Raw genomic sequence first — 20883 nt, forward strand, 5'->3', positions numbered from 1 at the left:
TTGTCTTCTAATTCTTGCAGGATGAGCGAAGAATATGTTTAAAAAACTTCGTGGCATGTTTTCAAACGACCTATCGATTGACTTAGGTACTGCCAATACCCTTATTTATGTAAAAGGCCAAGGCATCGTTCTTGATGAGCCTTCAGTTGTAGCTATTCGCCAAGATCGTGTGGGTTCTGCAAAGAGTGTTGCTGCTGTTGGTCACGCAGCAAAACAGATGCTAGGTCGTACACCTGGCAATATTTCAGCAATTCGCCCAATGAAAGATGGCGTAATTGCAGACTTCTACGTAACAGAGAAAATGCTTCAGCACTTCATCAAGCAAGTGCATGACAACAGCGTTCTTAAGCCAAGTCCTCGCGTTCTTGTTTGTGTTCCTTGTGGTTCTACTCAAGTTGAGCGTCGTGCAATCCGTGAATCTGCACTAGGTGCGGGTGCACGTGAGGTTTACCTAATCGATGAGCCGATGGCGGCAGCGATCGGTGCAGGTCTACGCGTTTCAGAACCAACAGGCTCAATGGTTGTTGATATCGGTGGTGGTACAACAGAAGTTGCGGTTATCTCACTAAATGGTGTGGTTTACTCATCTTCAGTACGCATCGGTGGCGACCGCTTTGATGAAGCGATCATCAACTATGTTCGTCGCAACTACGGCAGCTTGATTGGTGAAGCAACGGCAGAAAAGATCAAACATGAGATCGGTTCAGCATACCCTGGCGATGAAGTAGAAGAGATCGAAGTACGTGGTCGTAACCTTGCTGAAGGTGTGCCACGTAGCTTTAGCCTGAACTCAAACGAGATCCTTGAAGCACTACAAGAGCCACTATCTGGTATTGTTTCAGCGGTAATGGTTGCACTTGAACAGTGTCCACCAGAGCTTGCTTCAGACATCTCTGAAAACGGTATGGTTCTAACTGGTGGTGGTGCACTGCTTAAAGATCTAGACCGTCTGCTAACTGAAGAAACAGGTATTCCTGTTGTTGTAGCAGAAGAGCCACTAACGTGTGTTGCTCTAGGTGGCGGTAAAGCCCTAGAGATGATCGACATGCACGGCGGCGACCTGTTCAGCGAAGAGTAATCATTGAGTTTTAGGCTCTTTCGTCTCTTATGCCAGCTGAGAGCCTGGGACTTTGTCTAAAGGATCAAATGTAGCCCTAGGACCAACATAGAATGAAGCCAATTTTTGGTAGAGGTCCCTCTCTACAATTACGCCTATTTTTTGCTGTAATTATATCAGCCAGCCTTATGCTGGCTGATAGTCGTTTAGATGCTTTCTCAAATGTTCGCTATCTATTGAACAGCATGGTAGCGCCAATTCAATACGCAGCTAACCTGCCTCGAACCATGTTTGATGGTGTTTATGAGCGTTTTAATACGCGTAAAGGTCTGATCGAATCAAGCCATTCCCTTAAGCGCGAAGTACTTCGCCTTAAGAGTGAACTAATCCTGCTAGACCAGTATCAAGAAGAAAATAAACGCCTGCGCAAACTACTTGGTTCGCCTTTTATTCGTGATGAGAAGAAGGTGGTAACTGAAGTAATGGCTGTTGATACCTCGCCGTATCGCCATCAAGTGGTGATCGATAAAGGTCAGATCGACGGTGTTTATGAAGGTCAACCGGTTATCAATGAAAAGGGTATTGTTGGTCAGGTCACCTTTGTCGCGGCGCACAATAGTCGTGTATTGCTACTGACTGATGCTAATAATGCAATCCCAGTTCAGGTGATTCGAAATGATATTCGAGTGATTGCATCAGGTAACGGCAAGATCGATGAGATCGAACTGCAGCATATTCCAACCAGTACCGATATCCAGCAAGAAGACATGCTCGTGACATCTGGCTTGGGTGGCGTATATCCAGAAGGTTATCCAGTGGCTTACGTCTCGTCGGTTGACTACGATCCGAAACGTGAGTTTGCAGTAATCAAAGCAGAACCTGTGGTTGAGTTTGATAAACTTCGTTACCTGCTATTGATTTGGCCTGATGAAAATAAGCGTATGCAAGCAGATCAGACTAATATAGAACAAACCATGTTAGAGGGTGACAATGGCCAATAGCGTATTAAGAAGTAAGTTAGTCATCGCTTGCTCGCTTCTGATTGCCCTGATACTTCAAACCATTCCATGGCCCGGTAGCCTAGATCTGTTTCGCCCATCTTGGTTGCTGCTTGTAACCTGCTATTGGGTGTTGGCACTTCCACATCGCGTCAACGTGGGGAGCGCTCTTATTCTCGGTCTGCTTTGGGACTTGTTGATCGGTTCCACGCTCGGTATTCGCGGCATGATGCTTTCGATAGTGATGTACATCATTGCGATGAACTTCCTCGTGATTCGAAACATGGCACTCTGGCAACAGGCGATGATCATCGCGGCATTGACGGTTTTATTTGAAGTTTTGATCTTCTTTGGTGAATATTTGATTCAAGACGTTGTTTTTAATCCATTATCGCTATGGAGTGCATTGATTAACTGTATACTTTGGCCTTGGATGTTCTTGCTAATGCGCCGTGTACGTCGCCATTGGCATGTGAGGTAAAGGAATATGGATAAGTCATCATTAGTTTTGGCATCGGGTTCACCACGCCGAAAAGAGCTGCTGACACAATTAGGTTACGAGTTTTCTGTTCTTGTTACCGATATTGAAGAGCAGCAACAGCCAGATGAAGATGTGCAAGCGTATGTTCAAAGGCTGTCGCTTGATAAAGCCAAAGCAGCCTTGAACTTGATAGCGGAGCGAGAGCCTAATTCAGACAGTATCGTGGTTTTAGGATCAGATACCGTGGTCGTCAGCCAAGGTCAAGTGCTCGAAAAACCGAGCGATTTGGCCGACTGTAAGCGCATGCTCACTCAGTTGTCCGATCAACGCCATCAAGTGATGACCGCTGTGTCTGTGGTTTCCGCAGACAAGCAAAAAACAGAAATCGTAATTACCGACGTATGGTTTAAACCCCTCAGTGAACAAGAAATAGAAAAATACTGGCAAACAGGGGAGCCGTGCGATAAAGCAGGTAGCTATGGGATCCAAGGTTTGGGTGGACGCTTTGTCACTCGAATCGAAGGTAGTTATTACGCCGTTGTCGGCTTACCTTTATTTGAAACGGACCAGCTACTGCAAGAATTCTTATAATTTACTAATCTGAGGTGCACCATGAGTGCTGAATTGTTGCTGAACGTGACCCCGAGTGAAACTCGTGTGGCTATGATTGAAGGGGGAGCTCTTCAAGAGATCCATATTGAAAGAGATGCTCGCCGAGGCATTGTAGGAAACATCTACAAAGGACGTGTCAGCCGCGTTCTTCCGGGGATGCAGGCGGCATTTGTCGATATTGGTCTAGAGAAAGCCGCGTTTTTGCACGCTTCAGACATCGTTCCTCACACCGAGTGTGTCGCGGAAAATGAGAAAAAGCAGTTTCAGGTTCGTGATATTTCAGAGCTTGTTCGCCAAGGACAAGACATTGTTGTACAGGTCGTTAAAGACCCGCTCGGCACTAAGGGTGCGCGTCTAACGACCGATATTACACTTCCTTCTCGCTATCTTGTCTTTATGCCTGGTGCTAGCCACGTTGGCGTGTCTCAGCGTATCGATAGTGAGTCAGAGCGTAACCGCCTAAAGAAAGTCGTTTCTCGCTACTGTGATGAACACGGCGGCTTTATCATCCGTACGGCTGCGGAAGGAGCAGATGCTCATGAGCTTGAGCAAGACGCAGCATTCCTTAAGCGCTTGTGGTTAAAAGTCTTAGAGCGTCGTGGCAAGCATAAAGCACGCACGCGCCTTTACGGTGAGTTGTGCCTGAGTCAACGTATTCTGCGTGATTTTGTCGGAACTGAGCTAAGCAAGATTCAAGTCGACTCTCGCCAAGAATTTGAAAATCTTAAAGAGTTTACCTCTGAATACGTACCGGAACTGACCAGCAAGTTGGAGCTGTACGAGGGCGATAAGCCAATTTTCGATATGTACGATACCGAGAATGAGATTCAGCGTTCACTCGATCGTAAAGTTGAGCTCAAATCTGGCGGTTACCTGATTATCGACCAGACAGAAGCTATGACCACAGTGGATATTAACACTGGGGCATTTGTTGGTCGTCGTAACCTCGAAGAGACCATCTTTAACACCAACGTTGAAGCGACACAGGCGATTGCGCGTCAGCTGCGTCTGCGCAACCTAGGTGGCATTATCATCATCGACTTCATTGATATGCTATCTGAAGAGCACCGTAAGCGTGTACTTACTTCTTTAGAGTCGGCATTAGATAAAGATCGCGTAAAAACCAATATCAACGGCTTTACTCAACTAGGTTTAGTTGAAATGACGCGTAAGCGCACTCGTGAAAGTATCGAGCACATCCTTTGTTCAAGCTGCCCGGCTTGTGAGGGGCGTGGTAGCGTGAAAACAGTGGAGACGGTGTGTTATGAGATTCTCCGTGAAATTACTCGAGTGAATCGCGCGTACGATGCGGATAAATTCGTGGTTTATGCTGCCCCTGCGGTAGCCGAAGCCCTTGAGGGTGAAGAGTCTCATGCACTGGCTGAGCTTGAGGTCTTCATTGGTAAACAAGTTAAAATTCAAGCTGAGCCTTTGTATATTCAAGAGCAGTTTGACGTTGTTATGATGTAATGGATACTTTGTGAGCTCTAGTGTTACTCAGCTACTGCGTGCATGTTTATGGTTAGTGGTTACTTTGCTTGTGGCACTTGCCATTGCAGTAACCACTTTACGTGTCGCGCTACCCAACCTGAATAAATACCAATCTGAGATTGAATTGTGGGTGAACCAACATTCAGGTTTTGAATTCTCTATTCAAGATGTGAGTGGCTTTTGGCGTAATACTCATCCATCGATTGCCTTAAAAGGTGTTCATGCTAGCCTCGCGCAAGCTGAAGAGGTCACTTTCTCCGTTGAAACGGTCGAGGTTGAATTTGACCTGATTCAGTCTGTCGTTGAAATGCGCCCTGTGGTTGCGGATTTGGTAATGAACGGGATGTATCTCGACATCCGCTCTATCGATCTGTTTGCTGCTCGTAACAGCGACGATACCGAGAAACCAAGTACAGACTCATCAGGGCGAGTGATCAAAGAGCTCGACAATCTCCTGTTAAAAACCTTAGTCGATGTTACGGCTAAGAACTCCTCACTACTTTATCGCACTATTTCTGATGAAGAGCGTCAACTCGATATTGAAACGCTTAAGTGGCAGAACTCTGGAAAGCAACACCTTGCAGAAGGTGTCGTCAGCATTAAAGACGCCAATCTCAATTCTTTGTCAGTAAGTGCTAACTTTATCGATGGTGGCTCACTGACGGATGTGACCGGACAGTTTTATGTGAGCGCTGAAAACATCTCAGTCAAACCTTGGCTTACACGCTACATGCAAGCAGAATCAGGGATTGAGGCAGGTAATGTCAGCCTAAACAGCTGGTTAACATTGAAAAACAGCAAACCTGTTGACGCTTATGTCGAGGTACTTCCATCTGAGCTGGCTTGGAATGAAGATGGCTATCATGAGCTGATGATTGAGTCGGGGACCTTTAAGCTCACGCCTACCGATTTAGGCTGGCAAGTGAATGGGCACTCACTTAACTTGCGTACCGATGACCATGCTTGGCCTGAGTTGGATGTTGCGTTCAATTGGCAGAAAGGCCCATGGCAACTGAATGTCTCTGAGTTAGATATTGCTGCTCTTACCCCGCTAATTAAACTTCTTCCAGATTCGGAGAGTTCTAATGAGTTAGTCGACAAGCTATCGCCAGGCGGTCTTGTTGAAGACATTCGAGTCTCGATGGGGACCGATATTGAGAGCTTGCGTTACTCTGCACGTTTTTCCGAGTTGGCTATGGAACAGTGGGATTTGTTGCCTGGTTTTAGCCAAGTTTCAGGTTCTGTGTTTGGTTCTACAACCGAAGCCAAAGCCAGCATCAATGTGATTGACGATGTCTTTCCATATGGAGAAGTCTTTCAGGCTCCATTGAACATCAAACAAGGTCAGGTAGATATTGTTTGGCAGCAGGATGAGAATGGCTGGCGACTGTGGTCGGATAAAGTAACAGCCGCGACTCCAGACCTGCAGGTGCTAGGCGCGTTTCGTCTCGACTTCCCCAATGATGCGAGCCCTTTCCTTTCGTTTTATGGCGAAGCTGACGCATATAACGTCGGTGAAACTTGGCGCTATCTGCCTACTTTGGCGTTAGGGCAAGATCTTACGGATTACTTGTCAACCGCGATTCAAGCTGGCCGTTCTAATTCGGTCAAATTGCTATGGCACGGTGAATTGGCGCAATTTCCTTATTCGAACCACGACGGTATTTTTCAGATCTGGGTTGGCCTTGAGGATGTGAAGTTCAGTTTCGATACGGCGTGGCCATTGATTACCAACCTGCAGCTTGATTTGTTGTTTGAAAACGAAGCGATGCACCTTGACTCTCGCTCCGCACAGTTAATGGATGTCACTGGTGAGCGTATCACTGGGCGCATTCCTTATCTTGGTGAAGGTGGTCACATTGAAATCGAAGCCAAAGCAAAGGCGACGGGCAATGCAGTTCGTGACTATATGACATCGTCTCCGCTAGTGGACTCGGTGGGTGCCGCGTTAACGGCGCTGCAGGTAAATGGTGATGTGTACTCTGAATTCCAACTTGATATTCCATTTGATAGCAGTCGGGAAGCGCGAGCTTGGGGTTATGCAGAGCTAAAAGGTAACCATGTTCAGATTGAAGCGCCGCCGATAGTGTTGGAAAACACCACTGGTCGTATTGAATTTGATAACGATGTAGTGACGGCAACGGGCTTATCTGCAGAACTATTAACTCAGGGTATTTCCGTTGATTTTGCTGGTCAGAATGATGGTCCTGGCTATGCGGTAGGTATTGATGTGTTAGGTGACTGGGATGTGAAACCTCTCGAGCCCTACATCGGTGAGCAGTGGCTGAGCCGCCTGTCTGGACATGCTCCTTGGCAATCAAATATCGATATACAACTCAACGATATAGGCTTCACTTATCAGCTAGACTTAAAGTCAGACTTAACGTACCTGGCGAGCGATTATCCATATCCGCTCTCAAAGCGTACCCTTGAAAAAGGTACGGCAAGGCTGCAAGCGTCGGGTAATCAAGAGTCGATTACTGCTCGTCTTCAGCTTCCAAATACTAAGTATCAAACAGAAATCGACATTACTGGTGACGTTCCTGTACTTAAGGCGACTAACTTAGTCCTTGGTCGTGGTGGCTTTAAGATAAGTCCTGTGGTGGGGCATCACGCGCTCATCCGTACTGATGAGTTTAATCTCGATGATTGGTTGGAAGTGGTCATGGAGCCGGTCAAGCCATCTACCGCAGTGCTTAGTCAGATGAACACACCGACGATTCCAGCACCAACTAGAATTACGTTAGAGAGTAAAGAGCTCACTCTTGGTGGTATCGCTTGGAATGATGTGGACTTTAGCGCACGTAAAAACAAGTTAGCGTGGCAGATGCAGGTTTCAAGTCAGGAAGTTGAAGGTGATATCAATTATTTAGCACCTTATGACCTAACCGTGTCTTTAGATCGTTTACACCTATTCGTTCCGGGGTGGAGCGAGAAGAAGAGTGAAGACCAGCTACTGCAACGCATGGAGGAAGACTCTCCATTGATCTCTGAATTGGACAGGAAAGTCCATGATGCGATGCCAAATCTGACGTTGATGATCAAAGACTTTTGGTTGCAAGGCTATAAGGTTGGCAAGGTTGATGTTGAGCTACAGCGCAAAGATGATCGTATTGAATGGAATAAGATCCAAGTGCGCAGTGGTAATAATAAAGCGGATCTCAACGGCTGGTGGGCTCTGAGTGATACAAAGAGTCATTCAGCTCTAAATATTGATGTCGAAGGTGAAAACAACAGTGAACTGATGGAGCGTTTTGGTATTACATCAGGTATTCAAAAAGCCCCGTTTGCGATGCAGGCACAGCTTGAATGGGACGGTTCACCGTGGGGTATCAAGATTGATACGCTTGATGGCAAGGTAGAAACAGAGTTAGGTAAAGGAATCATCTCTGATGTTAGCGGTGCTGCACGATTGCTTGGCTTGTTTAGTCTCGATTCGATCATTCGTAAAATGCAGCTCGACTTTTCCGATGTCTTTGATAAGGGCATGGCGTTTAACAGCATTACTGGTACGGGTGAGTTCCAAAACGGTATCTTCCTGACCAACGACCTAAGAATGGACGCGGTAGCGGGTGAGATGAAGATCAAAGGCATCGCTAACCTCAATAGTCGTTTGGTTGATGCAGAAGTGAACTTTACCCCAGATATTACATCGGGCATTCCAGTCCTGACCGCATTTGCTGTCACGCCACAAACTGCGCTCTATGTGTTGGCGATTACTACAGTAATTTCACCTGTTGTCGAGGTATTTACCCAGGTGAATTACTCAGTCAAAGGGCCGCTTGATTCACCAACTGTGAGCGAGTTGTCGCGCAGTAAAGGTGAATTCAAGCTGCCAGAAAAGCTGAGAGATATGGCTAAGTAAAGTCCTGATAACGATGAGTTGTTGTGACTGAATAAAGGATGAAATAGGAGTAAAACACATGGACAGTGTTGGCTTGATTCAGATGACTTCAGGGCCAAATCCGAGCGAGAACTTACGTTTCCTCGCTCAAGAGATTATTAAATGCAAAGCACATGGTGCCAAATGGGTGGTTTGCCCAGAAAATGCATTGGTGTTCGGTAGCAAGCAAGATTACCATCAACACGCAGAGCCATTAGGTGATGGGCCCTTACAAGCGCAGGTGTGCGAACTCGCCAAACATCACAGAATCTGGATTGTGATTGGTAGCATGCCTATTAAGACTGCCAAAGGGGTGATGACCACCTCACTAGTTATTGATGATTTTGGTTCAGTCGTAGCCCATTACGACAAGCTGCACATGTTCGATGTTGATGTGGCGGATGCGCACAAATGTTATCGAGAGTCCGATATTTTTACTCCCGGTGAGCGTGTGGTCACTGCGGAAACGCCTTTCGGTCACTTGGGCTTGAGTATTTGTTATGATGTGCGCTTTCCACATCTTTACTCTGAGTTAAGAAGTCAAGGTGCTCAAATTATCTTAGTACCTGCTGCCTTTACAGCGGTAACTGGTGAAGCGCATTGGGAAGCTTTATTGCGCTGCCGAGCTATAGAAACACAATCTTGGGTCGTCGCAGTTGGGCAAGGTGGTAAGCATCCTTGTCGGCGAGAGACCTGGGGGCACTCCATGGTGATAGACCCATGGGGGAGAGTGGTCGCTCAACTCGGCCAAGAGCCGAAAAGTATGGTTGTCGAACTAGATACAACCAGCTGTGAGCCTATTAGACAGAATATGCCGATCGTTCAACACTCTCGATTTACAAACCAATTTTAATTACAAATAAGAGCCATTTATGAGCATCAATCAAATTGAAGAAGCGCTACTTAACCCGACGGGGCTTACGGAGCAAAATATCGCAGATACATTGGCGAGCATTGCTACCCGCCAAATTGATTATGCTGATATCTACTTTCAGTCTAGCTGGCATGAGTCTCTTGTCCTAGAAGACAGCATCATCAAAGATGGATCATTCAATATCGATTGCGGCGTTGGTGTTCGTGCGGTTGCGGGTGAAAAGACAGGTTTTGCTTATTCAGACCAAATTCAGCTAGAAGCTCTTAAGCAGAGTGCGATTGCGGCTCGTGGTATTGCAAAGCAGGGCCAAAACGGCAAGGTACATGCGTTTAAGCGCAACATGAATCAAGCGTACTATGATGCAGTAAACCCGCTAGCAAGTTGGGAAAAGCAACAAAAAACCGAACTGCTTAAAGCGCTAGATGCGTATATTCGTACCAAAGAGCCGATGGTGACGGAAGTATCGATTAGCCTGAGCGGTGTACACGAACAGATGCTAGTGGCGGCAACCGATGGCACTTACGCTGGCGATATTCGCCCACTGGTCCGTCTATCTATTAGTGTATTAGCACAGAAAGGCGATCGTCGTGAGCGTGGTAGCGCGGGTGGCGGTGGCCGCTTCGGTTACGACTTCTTCTTAAGCGACGATAATGGCACTCAAGTGGCGTATCAATTTGCTGATGAAGCGATTCGTCAGGCTCTTGTTAACCTTGAAGCAGTTGCTGCGCCTGCGGGTGCTATGCCTGTGGTTCTCGGTTCTGGCTGGCCGGGTGTACTACTGCACGAAGCGGTAGGTCACGGCTTAGAGGGCGATTTTAACCGTAAAGAGTCTTCTGTTTTCTCTGGTAAAATTGGTGAGCAAGTCACATCTAGCCTGTGTACGATCGTTGATGATGGCACATTGACTAACCTTCGCGGCTCTTTGAATGTCGATGATGAAGGTGTGAATGGTCAATACAATACCTTGATCGAAAACGGTGTATTGAAAGGTTACATGCAAGATAAGCTCAACGCTCGTCTAATGGGTGTGGCACCGACGGGTAATGGTCGTCGTGAGTCTTACGCTCATCTTCCTATGCCTCGTATGACGAACACTTGCATGTTGCCAGGCGAACACACGCCAGAAGAGATCATCGCAACCGTTGATAAAGGCATTTACGCGCCAAACTTTGGCGGTGGTCAGGTTGATATCACCTCAGGTAAGTTTGTATTTTCGGCTTCTGAAGCGTACATGATTGAAAACGGCAAGATCACTCACCCAGTGAAGGGCGCAACATTGATTGGCTCTGGTATTGAAGCGATGCAGCAAGTGTCTATGGTCGGCAATGACCTAAGCATCGACCGCGGCGTGGGTGTGTGTGGTAAAGCAGGTCAAAGTGTTCCGGTTGGTGTTGGTCAGCCAACGTTGAAGCTAGACTCACTAACAGTCGGTGGTACTGAGTAATTTAAGCTCACCTCATGAATAAACAAAGCGCCTTCTTGTGAGGCGCTTTTTCGTATTTGTTAGTGAGTTTTAGGATTACATGTTCTCTTCAGCAAACTCCGCTAATCGGCTTCGTACCACACCATTGAGGTGAATGTTGGCGCTGCCTTCAAAGTCTTTAAAGCGCTCGACCATGTAGGTTAAGCCAGACGTCACTGGCGTTAAGTAGGAAGAGTCGATCTGCGCTAGGTTACCCGAGCAGACAATCTTGGTGCCTTCGCCACAACGAGTGATGATGGTCTTGATTTGCGAGGCTGTCAGGTTTTGACACTCATCGAGTAGCACGAAGGCATTCTGAATTGAGCGGCCACGCATAAAGTTTATCGACTTGAATTGGATGTTCGCCTTGTCACAGATGTATTTCATCGACCCTTCTGTGCAGTGATCATTCTTATGCAGTGCTTCTAGGGTATCGGTGACTGCCGCGAGCCAAGGTAGCATCTTCTCTTCTTCGGTGCCGGGTAGGAAACCAATCGACTCACCGATGTCAGGTGTGTTTCGGGTCACGATGATCTTATCGAACTGTTTACGCTCAATGGTTTGCTCAAGGGCTGCAGCCATCGCAAGCAGTGTCTTACCACTACCAGCGGCTCCGGTGAGGATAACCAGATCGATATCTGGGTCGAGCAGCGCATCAATCGCCATCCCTTGATAGATGTTCTTAGGCGTGATGTCCCATGCTCGGCGGTTCATCAAGCGCTCACGGCTCATGTCTTGCAGTGTGATGGTTTCCGGTTCTATCTCTGCAACACGAGCCGCGAAGTCACTATCTTCATCAATCACATACTGGTTAATAAACGTCGGCTCAAAGGGAGCTCGAGCTATGGTGTGGTAGGTTTTTCCACCGAGAGTTCGGCTATCAACGTTATCAATGCCATCCCAAAACGCGCCCTCTATCGTTTGGAATCCCTTGGTTAGATATTGAATGTCATCAATCAGTTGGTCGGTTTGATAGTCTTCAACAAAGCGTACACCGGCACCTTTGGCACGCAGGCGCATGTTGATGTCTTTAGTGATGAGCACCACTTCGCGTGGCGCGCGTTTATTTTGAAGATAGAGCACGGCATTAAGAATGCGGTTGTCACCGGCTTTGTCGTCGGCGAATGCCTTGATGCTCTCTTGCAGCTCATAATCTGCAAGAATTGAAATGCTGCCTGAGGCGCTGCTTAAGTCTTTGGAAAATGGGATACCTTCAGAGATTTGATCTGGGGTTGCGTCTCTGAAGAGATCTTCTAGCGCGCGAATTGCGATTCTTGCGTCGCGCGCGACATCTCTTTTGCTGTCTTTGATTCGGTCGAGTTCTTCAAGAACTGTCATCGGGATAACAACGTCGTGCTCTTGAAATGAAAAAATTGCGAAGGGTTCATGAAGTAGAATGTTGGTGTCTAGAACAAATAGCTTCCGATTGGTCTCGCCCATAGCATCTCCTTGCCAGATACGGCTTCTTGTATCACAGATAAACGTGGATAAAGCCAGCTAGGATCACAGCCTAATGAGCATGTTAGTTCACAACCTAGCCCAACTTTAGCCAGAGGAATGTCACCATATTGCCGATACTCTAAATATGGTTCATTCATGCAAAAACAGCAATCTTTGCTCTCTAGAATAGCCATGCTTTTTTGACAGTTTGATTGCACAGACGAAATCGGAAAAAAAGCATGAAATCATCACCTTTTGGCGTGACCTAAATCACAGCATCAAGTAAGATTAGCGACCTTTTTCTGCACCATATTCTCAATCAATAGAATCTGATTCGCTTGACTGAAATGTGGCTGCAAATGAAGCATTTTTAGCTATATTTTTATTCTAGGAATTGCAAAGTTCCGATAAGAAATTGATGGCTTAAATGACCAAATTCCATAGATAAGATTGAGGTAGTCGATTCATGACATTTGCTTTGGGGCAGCGCTGGATAAGCGATACGGAGAGCGATTTAGGTTTAGGTACCGTTGTAGCAATGGATGCTCGCACAGTGACACTAATGTTTGCCGCGTCAGAAGAGAATCGTGTTTACGCACGCACTGACGCTCCCGTAACCCGAGTAACGTTTAATGTTGGCGATGTTATTGAATGTCAAGAAGGCTGGTCACTGTCGGTTGAAGAGGTGATTGAAGAGCAAGGCTTGTTTACTTACCTAGGTACTCGTCAAGATAACGAAGAGAGCGGTGTTTCTCTACGTGAGATCTTCTTAAGCAACCAGATCCGCTTTAACAAACCTCAAGACAAGCTCTATGCCGGTCAAATTGATCGCATGGACAACTTTGTTCTTCGCTACCGTGCATTGAGCAACCAATACCAGCAACATAAGAGCCCTATGCGTGGCCTATGTGGCATGCGTGCAGGTCTTATTCCTCATCAGCTTTACATTGCTCATGAAGTCGGTCGTCGTCACGCACCTCGCGTTCTACTTGCCGATGAAGTAGGTCTAGGTAAAACCATCGAAGCAGGTATGATTATTCATCAGCAGGTCCTTTCTGGTCGTGCTGAGCGTATCCTGATTGTGGTACCAGAAACTCTGCAGCATCAGTGGTTGGTAGAGATGATGCGCCGTTTCAATCTACATTTCTCTATCTTCGACGAAGAGCGATGTATCGAAGCCTTTGCTGAATCGGATAACCCATTTGATACCCAGCAATATGTATTGTGTTCTCTCGACTTCCTGCGCAAGAGTCGTAAACGTTACGAGCAAGCTTTGGAAGGCGAGTGGGATCTATTGGTTGTCGATGAAGCTCACCACCTTGAGTGGAGCCAAGATAAGCCGAGCCGCCAATACCAAGTGGTGGAAGGTTTAGCTGAAAACACTCCGGGTGTGCTGCTACTGACCGCGACGCCTGAGCAACTGGGCCGTGAGAGCCACTTTGCTCGTCTACGCCTGTTGGATCCTGATCGCTTCTATGACTATGACGCCTTCGTTGAAGAAGAAGAGCAATACGCGCCAGTTGCAGATGCGGTAACGGCACTCTTCTCTGGCATCAAGCTAGAAGATAGTCAGAAAAATCAAATCACTGAACTGCTTTCTGAGCAGGACGTTGAGCCGCTATTCCGTGTTATTGAAGGTGATAGCCCAGAAGAGGAGCAGGCGATTGCTCGCCAAGAGCTGATTGATAATCTAATGGATCGCCACGGCACAGGTCGCGTTCTATTTAGAAATACTCGTGCAGCCATTAAAGGCTTCCCTAAGCGTAACGTTCATCTATTGCCAATGGAGATCCCAAGCCAATACACCACATCAATGCGTGTATCAGGCATGATCGGTGGCAAGATGACACCAGAAGCGCGCGCAATGAAGATGCTTTACCCAGAAGAGATCTTCCAAGAGTTTGAAGGGGAAGAGTCAAGCTGGTGGCAGTTCGATTCACGCGTAAACTGGTTGCTGGACAAGATTCAAGACAAGCGTAGCGAGAAGATCCTAGTGATCGCTTCGCGTGCGAGCACAGCATTGCAACTTGAACAGGCGCTACGTGAGCGTGAAGGGATCCGTGCAACGGTATTCCATGAAGGGATGTCGATCTTAGAGCGCGACAAAGCAGCGGCTTACTTTGCTCAAGAAGAGGGCGGTGCTCAGGTTCTGATCTGTAGTGAGATTGGCTCTGAGGGTCGTAACTTCCAGTTTGCTAACCAACTCGTCATGTTTGATCTGCCATTTAACCCAGATCTGCTAGAGCAGCGTATTGGTCGTCTTGATCGTATCGGTCAGCAGCGTGATATCGATATCCACGTTCCTTATCTTAAAGGTACCTCTCAAGCGATTCTTGCTCGTTGGTTTGATGAAGGCCTGAATGCGTTTGGCGAGACATGCCCAACGGGTCGCACGGTTTACGATAAGTACGCGGAAAGCCTGATTGAGATGCTGGCATCGGGCAATACTGAGCAGCTAGACGAAGTGATTGAAGAGTCAGCGAAGCTCAACCAGAGTCTTAAAGCTGATCTTGAGAAAGGTCGTGACCGACTGCTAGAGATGCACTCAAACGGTGGTGAGAAAGCCGCGGAAATCGCTGACAAGATTGCCTCTACTGATGGCGATACTAACTTAGTAACTTTTGCACTTAGCCTGTTCGACACCATCGGTCTTAACCAAGACGATAAGGGTGAAAACGCTCTGGTAGTCACACCATCTGAGCACATGATGGTACCAAGCTACCCAGGTCTGCCATACGAAGGTGCAACGATCACCTTTGACCGTGATACGGCACTTTCTCGTGAAGACATGAACTTCATCAGCTGGGAACACCCAATGATTCAAGGCGGTATTGATCTGCTATTGAGTGAAGGCGTGGGTACTTCTGCTGTATCACTGTTGAAGAACAAAGCACTACCTGTCGGTACGATTCTTCTAGAGTTGGTTTACCTTGTTGATGCACAAGCGCCTAAACGTAGTGGTATCAGCCAGTTTTTACCTAAGACACCGATTCGTCTGATGATGGATGGCCGTGGCAATGATCTTTCTTCACAGGTTGAATTTGAAGGCTTTAACCGTCAATTGAGCCCTGTGAACCGTCATTTAGCAAGCAAGTTGGTGAACTCGGTTCAAGCGGATATTCATAAGCTGATTGAAGCGGGTGAAGCGCAAGTGCTACCTAAAGTTGAAGAAGTTCGTGAGCAAGCTCAGAAAGAGATGCAGGCGAACCTTAATGGCGAGCTAGAGCGCCTGCAGGCATTGAAAGCGGTGAATCCAAACATTCGTGATGAAGAGCTACAAGTGATTGAGACACAAATCGAAGAGCTTACTGGCTACATTGCCAAAGCTCAGGTTCAGCTTGATTCGCTGCGCTTGATTGTGGTTTCTCATAATTAATTCGTTTGAGCTAAAACGTATCGATTAGGGCCTTCTTTATGAAGGCCTTATTTTTATCCGAATGATCATATGTCTCTATTTTGAATAGACAAATCAAATGATGACGACACAACAGAAGGTACACTATGGCTTTAATTGAGTACAACCCTCCGACAGAACCTTGGATTGAGGTTGTGGTTGAAGACGAAGATATCTTAGTGGTAAACAAACCATCAGGGTTGCTGTCTGTCCCAGGTCGAGAGCCGCAATACTACGACAGTATGTGGAGTCGAGTTATTGATAAGTATCCTCAGGCTCAAGCGGTGCATCGCTTAGATATGTCGACCTCCGGTCTAATGCTGTTTGCTAAGCATAAAAAGGCTGAGCGTCATTTAAAGAAGCAGTTTCAGTACCGATTAACTCATAAGCTCTATTATGCTCGTGTTTGGGGGCAAGTTGATCCCGCTGAGGGGGTAGTTGATCTGCCTTTGATCTGTGATTGGCCAAATCGACCTCGTCAGAAAGTCTGTTTTGAACACGGAAAGCCTTCACAGACTCGCTATCAAGTAGCGAAGCGTGAAGAACGTACGACGTTGTTGTGTTTGCTGCCAATTACAGGGCGTTCTCATCAGTTGCGTGTTCATAGCATGGCGCTTGGTCACCCGATTGTTGGAGACGAGTTTTACTCAACGGAACCAGCATTTAGCTACTCTCAGCGATTAGAGCTTCATGCATGTGAGCTTAGTTTCTATCATCCTGCCAATGACCAACTGTTCATCGCTTATGTCCCTTGTGACTTTTACCCAGAGGCGAAACCACAGATCACTCAACATTTTGATATTGAGCCAGAGCTACCAGACTACAAAAAGCTTAAGGGTTAGAATGGACTGATAGACGTATATTGAAACAAGGAAGAGCAATGAGTAAACCTAAGGTGGTGTTTCTCGATAGGGCTACCATCCCATCTCAGATCGTACTAAAACAGCTGAGTTTTGAGCATGAGTGGATTGAGTATGATTTCACGCAGCCACATCAAGTCGCCGAGCGAATTGAAGATGCTGAGGTTGTTATCACCAATAAAGTAGTGCTAAATGGATCTAACCTATCATCCGCCTCTAAATTGCGTTTTATTGCAGTCTCTGCCACGGGTGTAAACAATATTGATTTAGAGTATTGCCAAAGTAACGCTATTTCAGTCAGTAACATTCAGGGCTATGCGACTCAGTCTGTGCCTGAACATGTCATCGCTATGCTTTTTGCCTTAAAACGTAATCTTAAAGGTTACCATCAAGACATCGAAGATGATGTTTGGCAGCGAGATAAACAGTTTTGCTTTTTCACTCATCCAATCCAAGATATTGCGGGTAGCAGGTTAGGTATTTTGGGTAGCGGTAGTCTAGGTCAAGCGACTGCGCTGTTGGCTAAAGCGATTGGTATGCAGGTGGTATTTTCGGAGCGTAAGGGAGCGAGTACATGCCGAGAAGGGTACATGCCGTTTGAGGACGTCCTGAGAACGGCGGATGCCATCAGCCTACACTGTCCGTTGACGGCTCAGACAGAGAACCTCATCTCGAGTGAAGAGTTTCAGATGATGAAGCCAAACTGTGTGTTGATCAATGCAGGTCGTGGTGGGTTAGTGGATGAACTGGCGCTGATTGAAGCATTAAGCAGTGGAGAGATTGCTGGTGCGGGCGTTGATGTATTTACCGCTGAGCCTGCAGATAAGTCTAATCCTTTGCTCGCAAACAGTGAGTTACCTAATCTGATCCTGACACCTCATGTAGCGTGGGGCAGTGATAGCGCGATACAAAAGTTGTCGGATATTCTAATCGATAATATCGACGCATATGTGGCAGGAAACACTCAAAATCGAGTCGTTTAGGCTCTGTTTTTGAAATCAAAGCAATAAAAAAGGTTGGCATAAAAGCCAACCTTTTGTGTTTCTGTACTGAAGAAATTTAGCCTTGTGGCTTCACAACCAACACGTTGATTGGAGAGTTCTGTACAACTTTGCTAGCAACCGAGCCTAGAACGACTTTATCAATCTTAGAGCGCTTGTGGCTTGGCATAACGATAAGATCTGCGCCTAGCTTTTCAGCATGGTCTAGGATGGTCGAGTAGGTCTTGCCTTCCGCCACATGTACTTTGTAGATCACTTCGTCGTCAATGTACTTGTCTGCAAACTCTTTAAGCTGACGCTTTACGTCTTGCTTCATTTGGTTTGCTGCATCTTTCGGGAAGTAAGACGCTACCATAGACATGTGAATGCCAGGCAGAACGTTCAAAAGGTGAATTTCTGCGTTGCTGTTTTTAGCGTGCCATACTGCAAGTTCAACGGCTTTGTCTGAAAAGCCTTTGTCGTTAAGATCAACTGGAACAAGGATTTGTCTGTACATGTTTTTGTCTCTTTCGTTTAGCGGCGCCGAGCGAGTCTAGCGCCGTACTATCCTTTCCGTGTAATACAGAAGTGAAAATGTTTTGAACACCTTCACTTCCCATCGTTACGCGCTAATCTCATCCTTACGAGCACGTCTTCTTTGGTTCATACCTAAGCCAATGAGAATGAGTAGAGTTGGAACAAATACCCACTCTTTCATTGGTCGGTCAGCATCTTGAATGATTGATTTAATTTCCCAATCAAAATCGATGCCTGCCGCTTCAGCAGGGCTGCCAAACTCAACCATGTCGACAATCATCTTGCCGTCAGCCTCGGTTAGCATTAGACCCATTGATGAAATACGTTCGTCAGCCGTTGCTGCGTTGTCATCGAATGGCAGACGAACCGTCTTCTCTGAGTAGTCGCCTTCTAGGTTCTCACCACCGACTCTTAGTTCGATAGATTGTCCTACATTTAGCTGCTCAGTAACTTGCGCAATCTCAACACCAGGTGAAAGAACTTTCGCTGGGTAGATCATGTCCCACCAGAAGCCTGGACGGAAGAACGAGAAAGTAAGTACAAGTAAGAGTACCGTTTCCCACCATTTATTCTTAGTGAACCACCAACCTTGTGTTGCGGCAGAGAAGATCAACATCGCTGCTACCGATGAGAAGATCGTCAGTGCTAAGTGCCACCATGAATCAATGCCCATTAACAGTAGTTGGGTGTTGAAGATGAACATGAACGGCAAGATTGCAGTACGGATATCGTAGGTAAAGCCTTGAATACCGGTACGGATTGGGTCCGATTTAGCAATCGCTGCGGCTGCAAAGGCAGCAAGACCTACTGGCGGTGTATCATCCGCTAAGATACCGAAGTAGAACACGAACAGGTGAACCGCAATCAGTGGAATGATCAGGCCGTGTGCTGCACCTAGGGTTACGATTACCGGAGCCATCAGGGTTGAAACAACAATGTAGTTTGCTGTTGTCGGTAGACCCATACCCAGAATCAAGCTAATTACCGCAGTAAACAGCAGCATGAGTAGGATGCTACCACCTGAGATAAACTCAACGAAATCAGTCATAACTAGACCGATACCGGTAAGTGTTACCACACCTACCACAGTACCAGCCGCAGCAGTCGCAACACCGATACCGATCATATTACGAGCACCTGAAACCAATGCTTCTGCTAGGTCAACAAAGCCCTCTTTGGTTTGTGCTGCAAGATCGTCAGACTTGTTCATCATCGCCATCAATGGACGCTGAGTGATCAGGATGAAGATCATAAACACGGTTGCCCAAAATGCCGATAGACCTGGAGAGAAACGCTCAACAGTTAGGCACCATACAAGAACCACAATAGGCAGTAGGTAGTGTAGACCTGACTTGATGGTTGGACCTGGATCCGGTACTTCCGTTAGGTTTTCATCGATTTCAATGCCACCCTCTTCAGCGTATTTTGCTGAAATGCGAACCAAACCAAGGTAAGAGAGAAGCAGAGCCACTGTCACGATAGGCGTCGCAGCTGCGCCAAACACATCTTTTGTCCAACCAACACCGTAGTAAACCACAGCACTGATAATACATAGGCCTAAAATAGTGCCAGTGAACGACAGTAGGCTTTGAACCACAGTTGGCGTGTGACGACGAGGAAGACCTGTCATGCCCGCTTTACACGCTTCTAAGTGAACAATGTAAATCAGAGCGATGTAGGAGATAAGAGCAGGCAGTAGTGCCGCCTTGATAACTTCAACGTAAGAGATACCCACGTATTCCACCATCAAGAATGCAGCTGCACCCATGATTGGCGGCGTGAGTTGTCCGTTGGTTGAAGCCGCTACCTCAACTGCACCCGCTTTGGTACCTGGGAAGCCAACACGTTTCATCAATGGAATCGTGAAAGTACCTGTGGTTACTACGTTAGCAATTGAAGAGCCTGAAACTAGACCTGATAGACCTGAAGCTACAACAGCCGCCTTTGCAGGGCCGCCTTTCATGTGGCCAAGCAGTGAGAATGCCACTTTGATGAAGTAAGCACCTGCGCCCGCACGTTCTAGCATCGCACCAAATAGTACGAATAAGAATACGAATGAAGTAGAAACACCTAGAGCAACACCGAATACACCTTCAGTCGTTAACCATAGGTGTGACATCGCTTTGTTTAGACTGGCACCTTTGTGCGCAATCACGTCTGGCATGTATGGACCGCCGAACGTGTACAGCAGGAATACGGCCGCAACCACCATCAGTGGTGGACCAAGTGCACGTCGAGTTGCTTCCAGTAGCAGTACCATACCGGTTACTGCTGCCACAATATCAAAGGTCGTTGGAGCGCCTGAACGGCCAGCCAGCTCCGTATAGAAAATGTAGATATAAGCAGCAGAGAAACTACCAGCAAGCGCTAATATCCAGTCAAATGCTGGTATGTAGTCGCGCGGAGAATTCTTTAGTGCTGGGTAAGCAGTAAATGCAAGAAAGATAGCAAACGTGAGGTGAATGGCACGCGCTTGAGTATCGTTCAATACAGCGAAGTCAAAAATAAACGGTAGCGGAGATGCATACCAAAGTTGGAACAATGACCAACATAGCGGCACAAACCACAGAATACGACCTTGCATGCCGCTCGGGCTACGTGCTCCAGTGTCTGATTGTGCCACCATTTCTTGCACATCAGAAGACGGTGATGTTGTCTGCGTCATGTACTTTATCCTTATTATTGATGGTCTAGCCTTTTCGCATGTCACAGCGATACGTAATTTTTCTTCCTATCTAGTGTAGTGAACTGACAAGAAAATGTGTTTTTGATCGACAGTGTCTTAGGCTTGATACGAAGGTAAGTTCTCCAAAT

The 20883-nt window shown here is 46.8% G+C and carries 14 protein-coding genes; 11 read left to right on the forward strand and 3 right to left on the reverse strand.

The features are described 5' to 3' along the window. The first annotated feature begins 34 nt into the window (after positions 1–34). The 8 genes from OCV50_RS01685 to tldD all read left to right on the forward strand — a co-directional run bounded on the left by OCV50_RS01685 (position 35) and on the right by tldD (position 10840). Positions 35–1078, forward strand: a complete 1044-nt coding sequence (locus tag OCV50_RS01685) for a rod shape-determining protein (protein WP_004740843.1) — start codon at positions 35–37, stop codon at positions 1076–1078. Between the two features lie 92 nt (positions 1079–1170). Beyond that, positions 1171–2058 (forward strand): rod shape-determining protein MreC, encoded by an 888-nt coding sequence (mreC, locus tag OCV50_RS01690; RefSeq protein WP_239841704.1) that lies wholly within the window; start codon positions 1171–1173, stop codon positions 2056–2058. Beyond that, complete coding sequence (mreD, locus tag OCV50_RS01695; RefSeq protein ID WP_032553010.1) at positions 2048–2536, forward strand: rod shape-determining protein MreD; 489 nt, start codon at positions 2048–2050, stop codon at positions 2534–2536. Before mreC ends, mreD begins: the two co-directional genes overlap by 11 nt. Positions 2537–2542: 6 nt before the next feature. Continuing rightward, complete coding sequence (locus OCV50_RS01700) at positions 2543–3127, forward strand: Maf family protein (protein ID WP_261903552.1); 585 nt, start codon at positions 2543–2545, stop codon at positions 3125–3127. Positions 3128–3148: 21 nt separating this feature from the next. Next, positions 3149–4618 carry a ribonuclease G gene (rng, locus tag OCV50_RS01705; RefSeq protein WP_239841701.1) on the forward strand — a complete coding sequence of 490 codons (1470 nt, stop codon included), beginning with the start codon at positions 3149–3151 and terminating at the stop codon, positions 4616–4618. Positions 4619–4628: 10 nt separating this feature from the next. Beyond that, positions 4629–8504, forward strand: a complete 3876-nt coding sequence (locus OCV50_RS01710) for a YhdP family protein (RefSeq protein ID WP_261903553.1) — start codon at positions 4629–4631, stop codon at positions 8502–8504. 58 nt (positions 8505–8562) lie between these two features. Next, complete coding sequence (locus tag OCV50_RS01715; RefSeq protein ID WP_261903554.1) at positions 8563–9375, forward strand: carbon-nitrogen hydrolase family protein; 813 nt, start codon at positions 8563–8565, stop codon at positions 9373–9375. A 19-nt stretch (positions 9376–9394) separates the two neighbouring features. Next, on the forward strand, positions 9395–10840 hold the full coding sequence (gene tldD / locus OCV50_RS01720) for a metalloprotease TldD (RefSeq protein ID WP_261903555.1): 1446 nt from the start codon (positions 9395–9397) through the stop codon (positions 10838–10840). Between the two features lie 75 nt (positions 10841–10915). Here the strand turns inward: tldD and OCV50_RS01725 are convergent, their stop codons facing one another. After that, positions 10916–12298, reverse strand: coding sequence for a PhoH family protein (locus tag OCV50_RS01725; protein WP_261903556.1), 1383 nt, complete (start codon positions 12296–12298; stop codon positions 10916–10918). Positions 12299–12764: 466 nt separating this feature from the next. Between OCV50_RS01725 and rapA the strand changes: the two genes are divergently transcribed. From rapA to OCV50_RS01740, 3 genes are all read left to right on the forward strand, one after another. After that, positions 12765–15674 carry an RNA polymerase-associated protein RapA gene (gene rapA, locus OCV50_RS01730; RefSeq protein WP_261903557.1) on the forward strand — a complete coding sequence of 970 codons (2910 nt, stop codon included), beginning with the start codon at positions 12765–12767 and terminating at the stop codon, positions 15672–15674. A 125-nt stretch (positions 15675–15799) separates the two neighbouring features. Further along, positions 15800–16534: a bifunctional tRNA pseudouridine(32) synthase/23S rRNA pseudouridine(746) synthase RluA gene (gene rluA, locus OCV50_RS01735; protein ID WP_261903558.1), complete on the forward strand. Its 735-nt coding sequence runs from the start codon at positions 15800–15802 to the stop codon at positions 16532–16534. A 38-nt stretch (positions 16535–16572) separates the two neighbouring features. Further along, positions 16573–17535, forward strand: coding sequence for a D-2-hydroxyacid dehydrogenase (locus OCV50_RS01740; RefSeq protein WP_261903559.1), 963 nt, complete (start codon positions 16573–16575; stop codon positions 17533–17535). A 76-nt stretch (positions 17536–17611) separates the two neighbouring features. Here the strand turns inward: OCV50_RS01740 and OCV50_RS01745 are convergent, their stop codons facing one another. Next, positions 17612–18049 (reverse strand): universal stress protein, encoded by a 438-nt coding sequence (locus OCV50_RS01745; protein ID WP_239841685.1) that lies wholly within the window; start codon positions 18047–18049, stop codon positions 17612–17614. A 105-nt stretch (positions 18050–18154) separates the two neighbouring features. Then, a complete protein-coding gene (locus OCV50_RS01750; protein ID WP_261903560.1) occupies positions 18155–20734 on the reverse strand; it encodes a TRAP transporter permease in 2580 nt (859 codons plus the stop codon). Between the last annotated feature and the right edge of the window lie 149 nt (positions 20735–20883).

Origin of the sequence: Vibrio fortis, assembly GCF_024347475.1 — a bacterium.
GTDB classification, from domain to species: domain Bacteria; phylum Pseudomonadota; class Gammaproteobacteria; order Enterobacterales; family Vibrionaceae; genus Vibrio; species Vibrio fortis.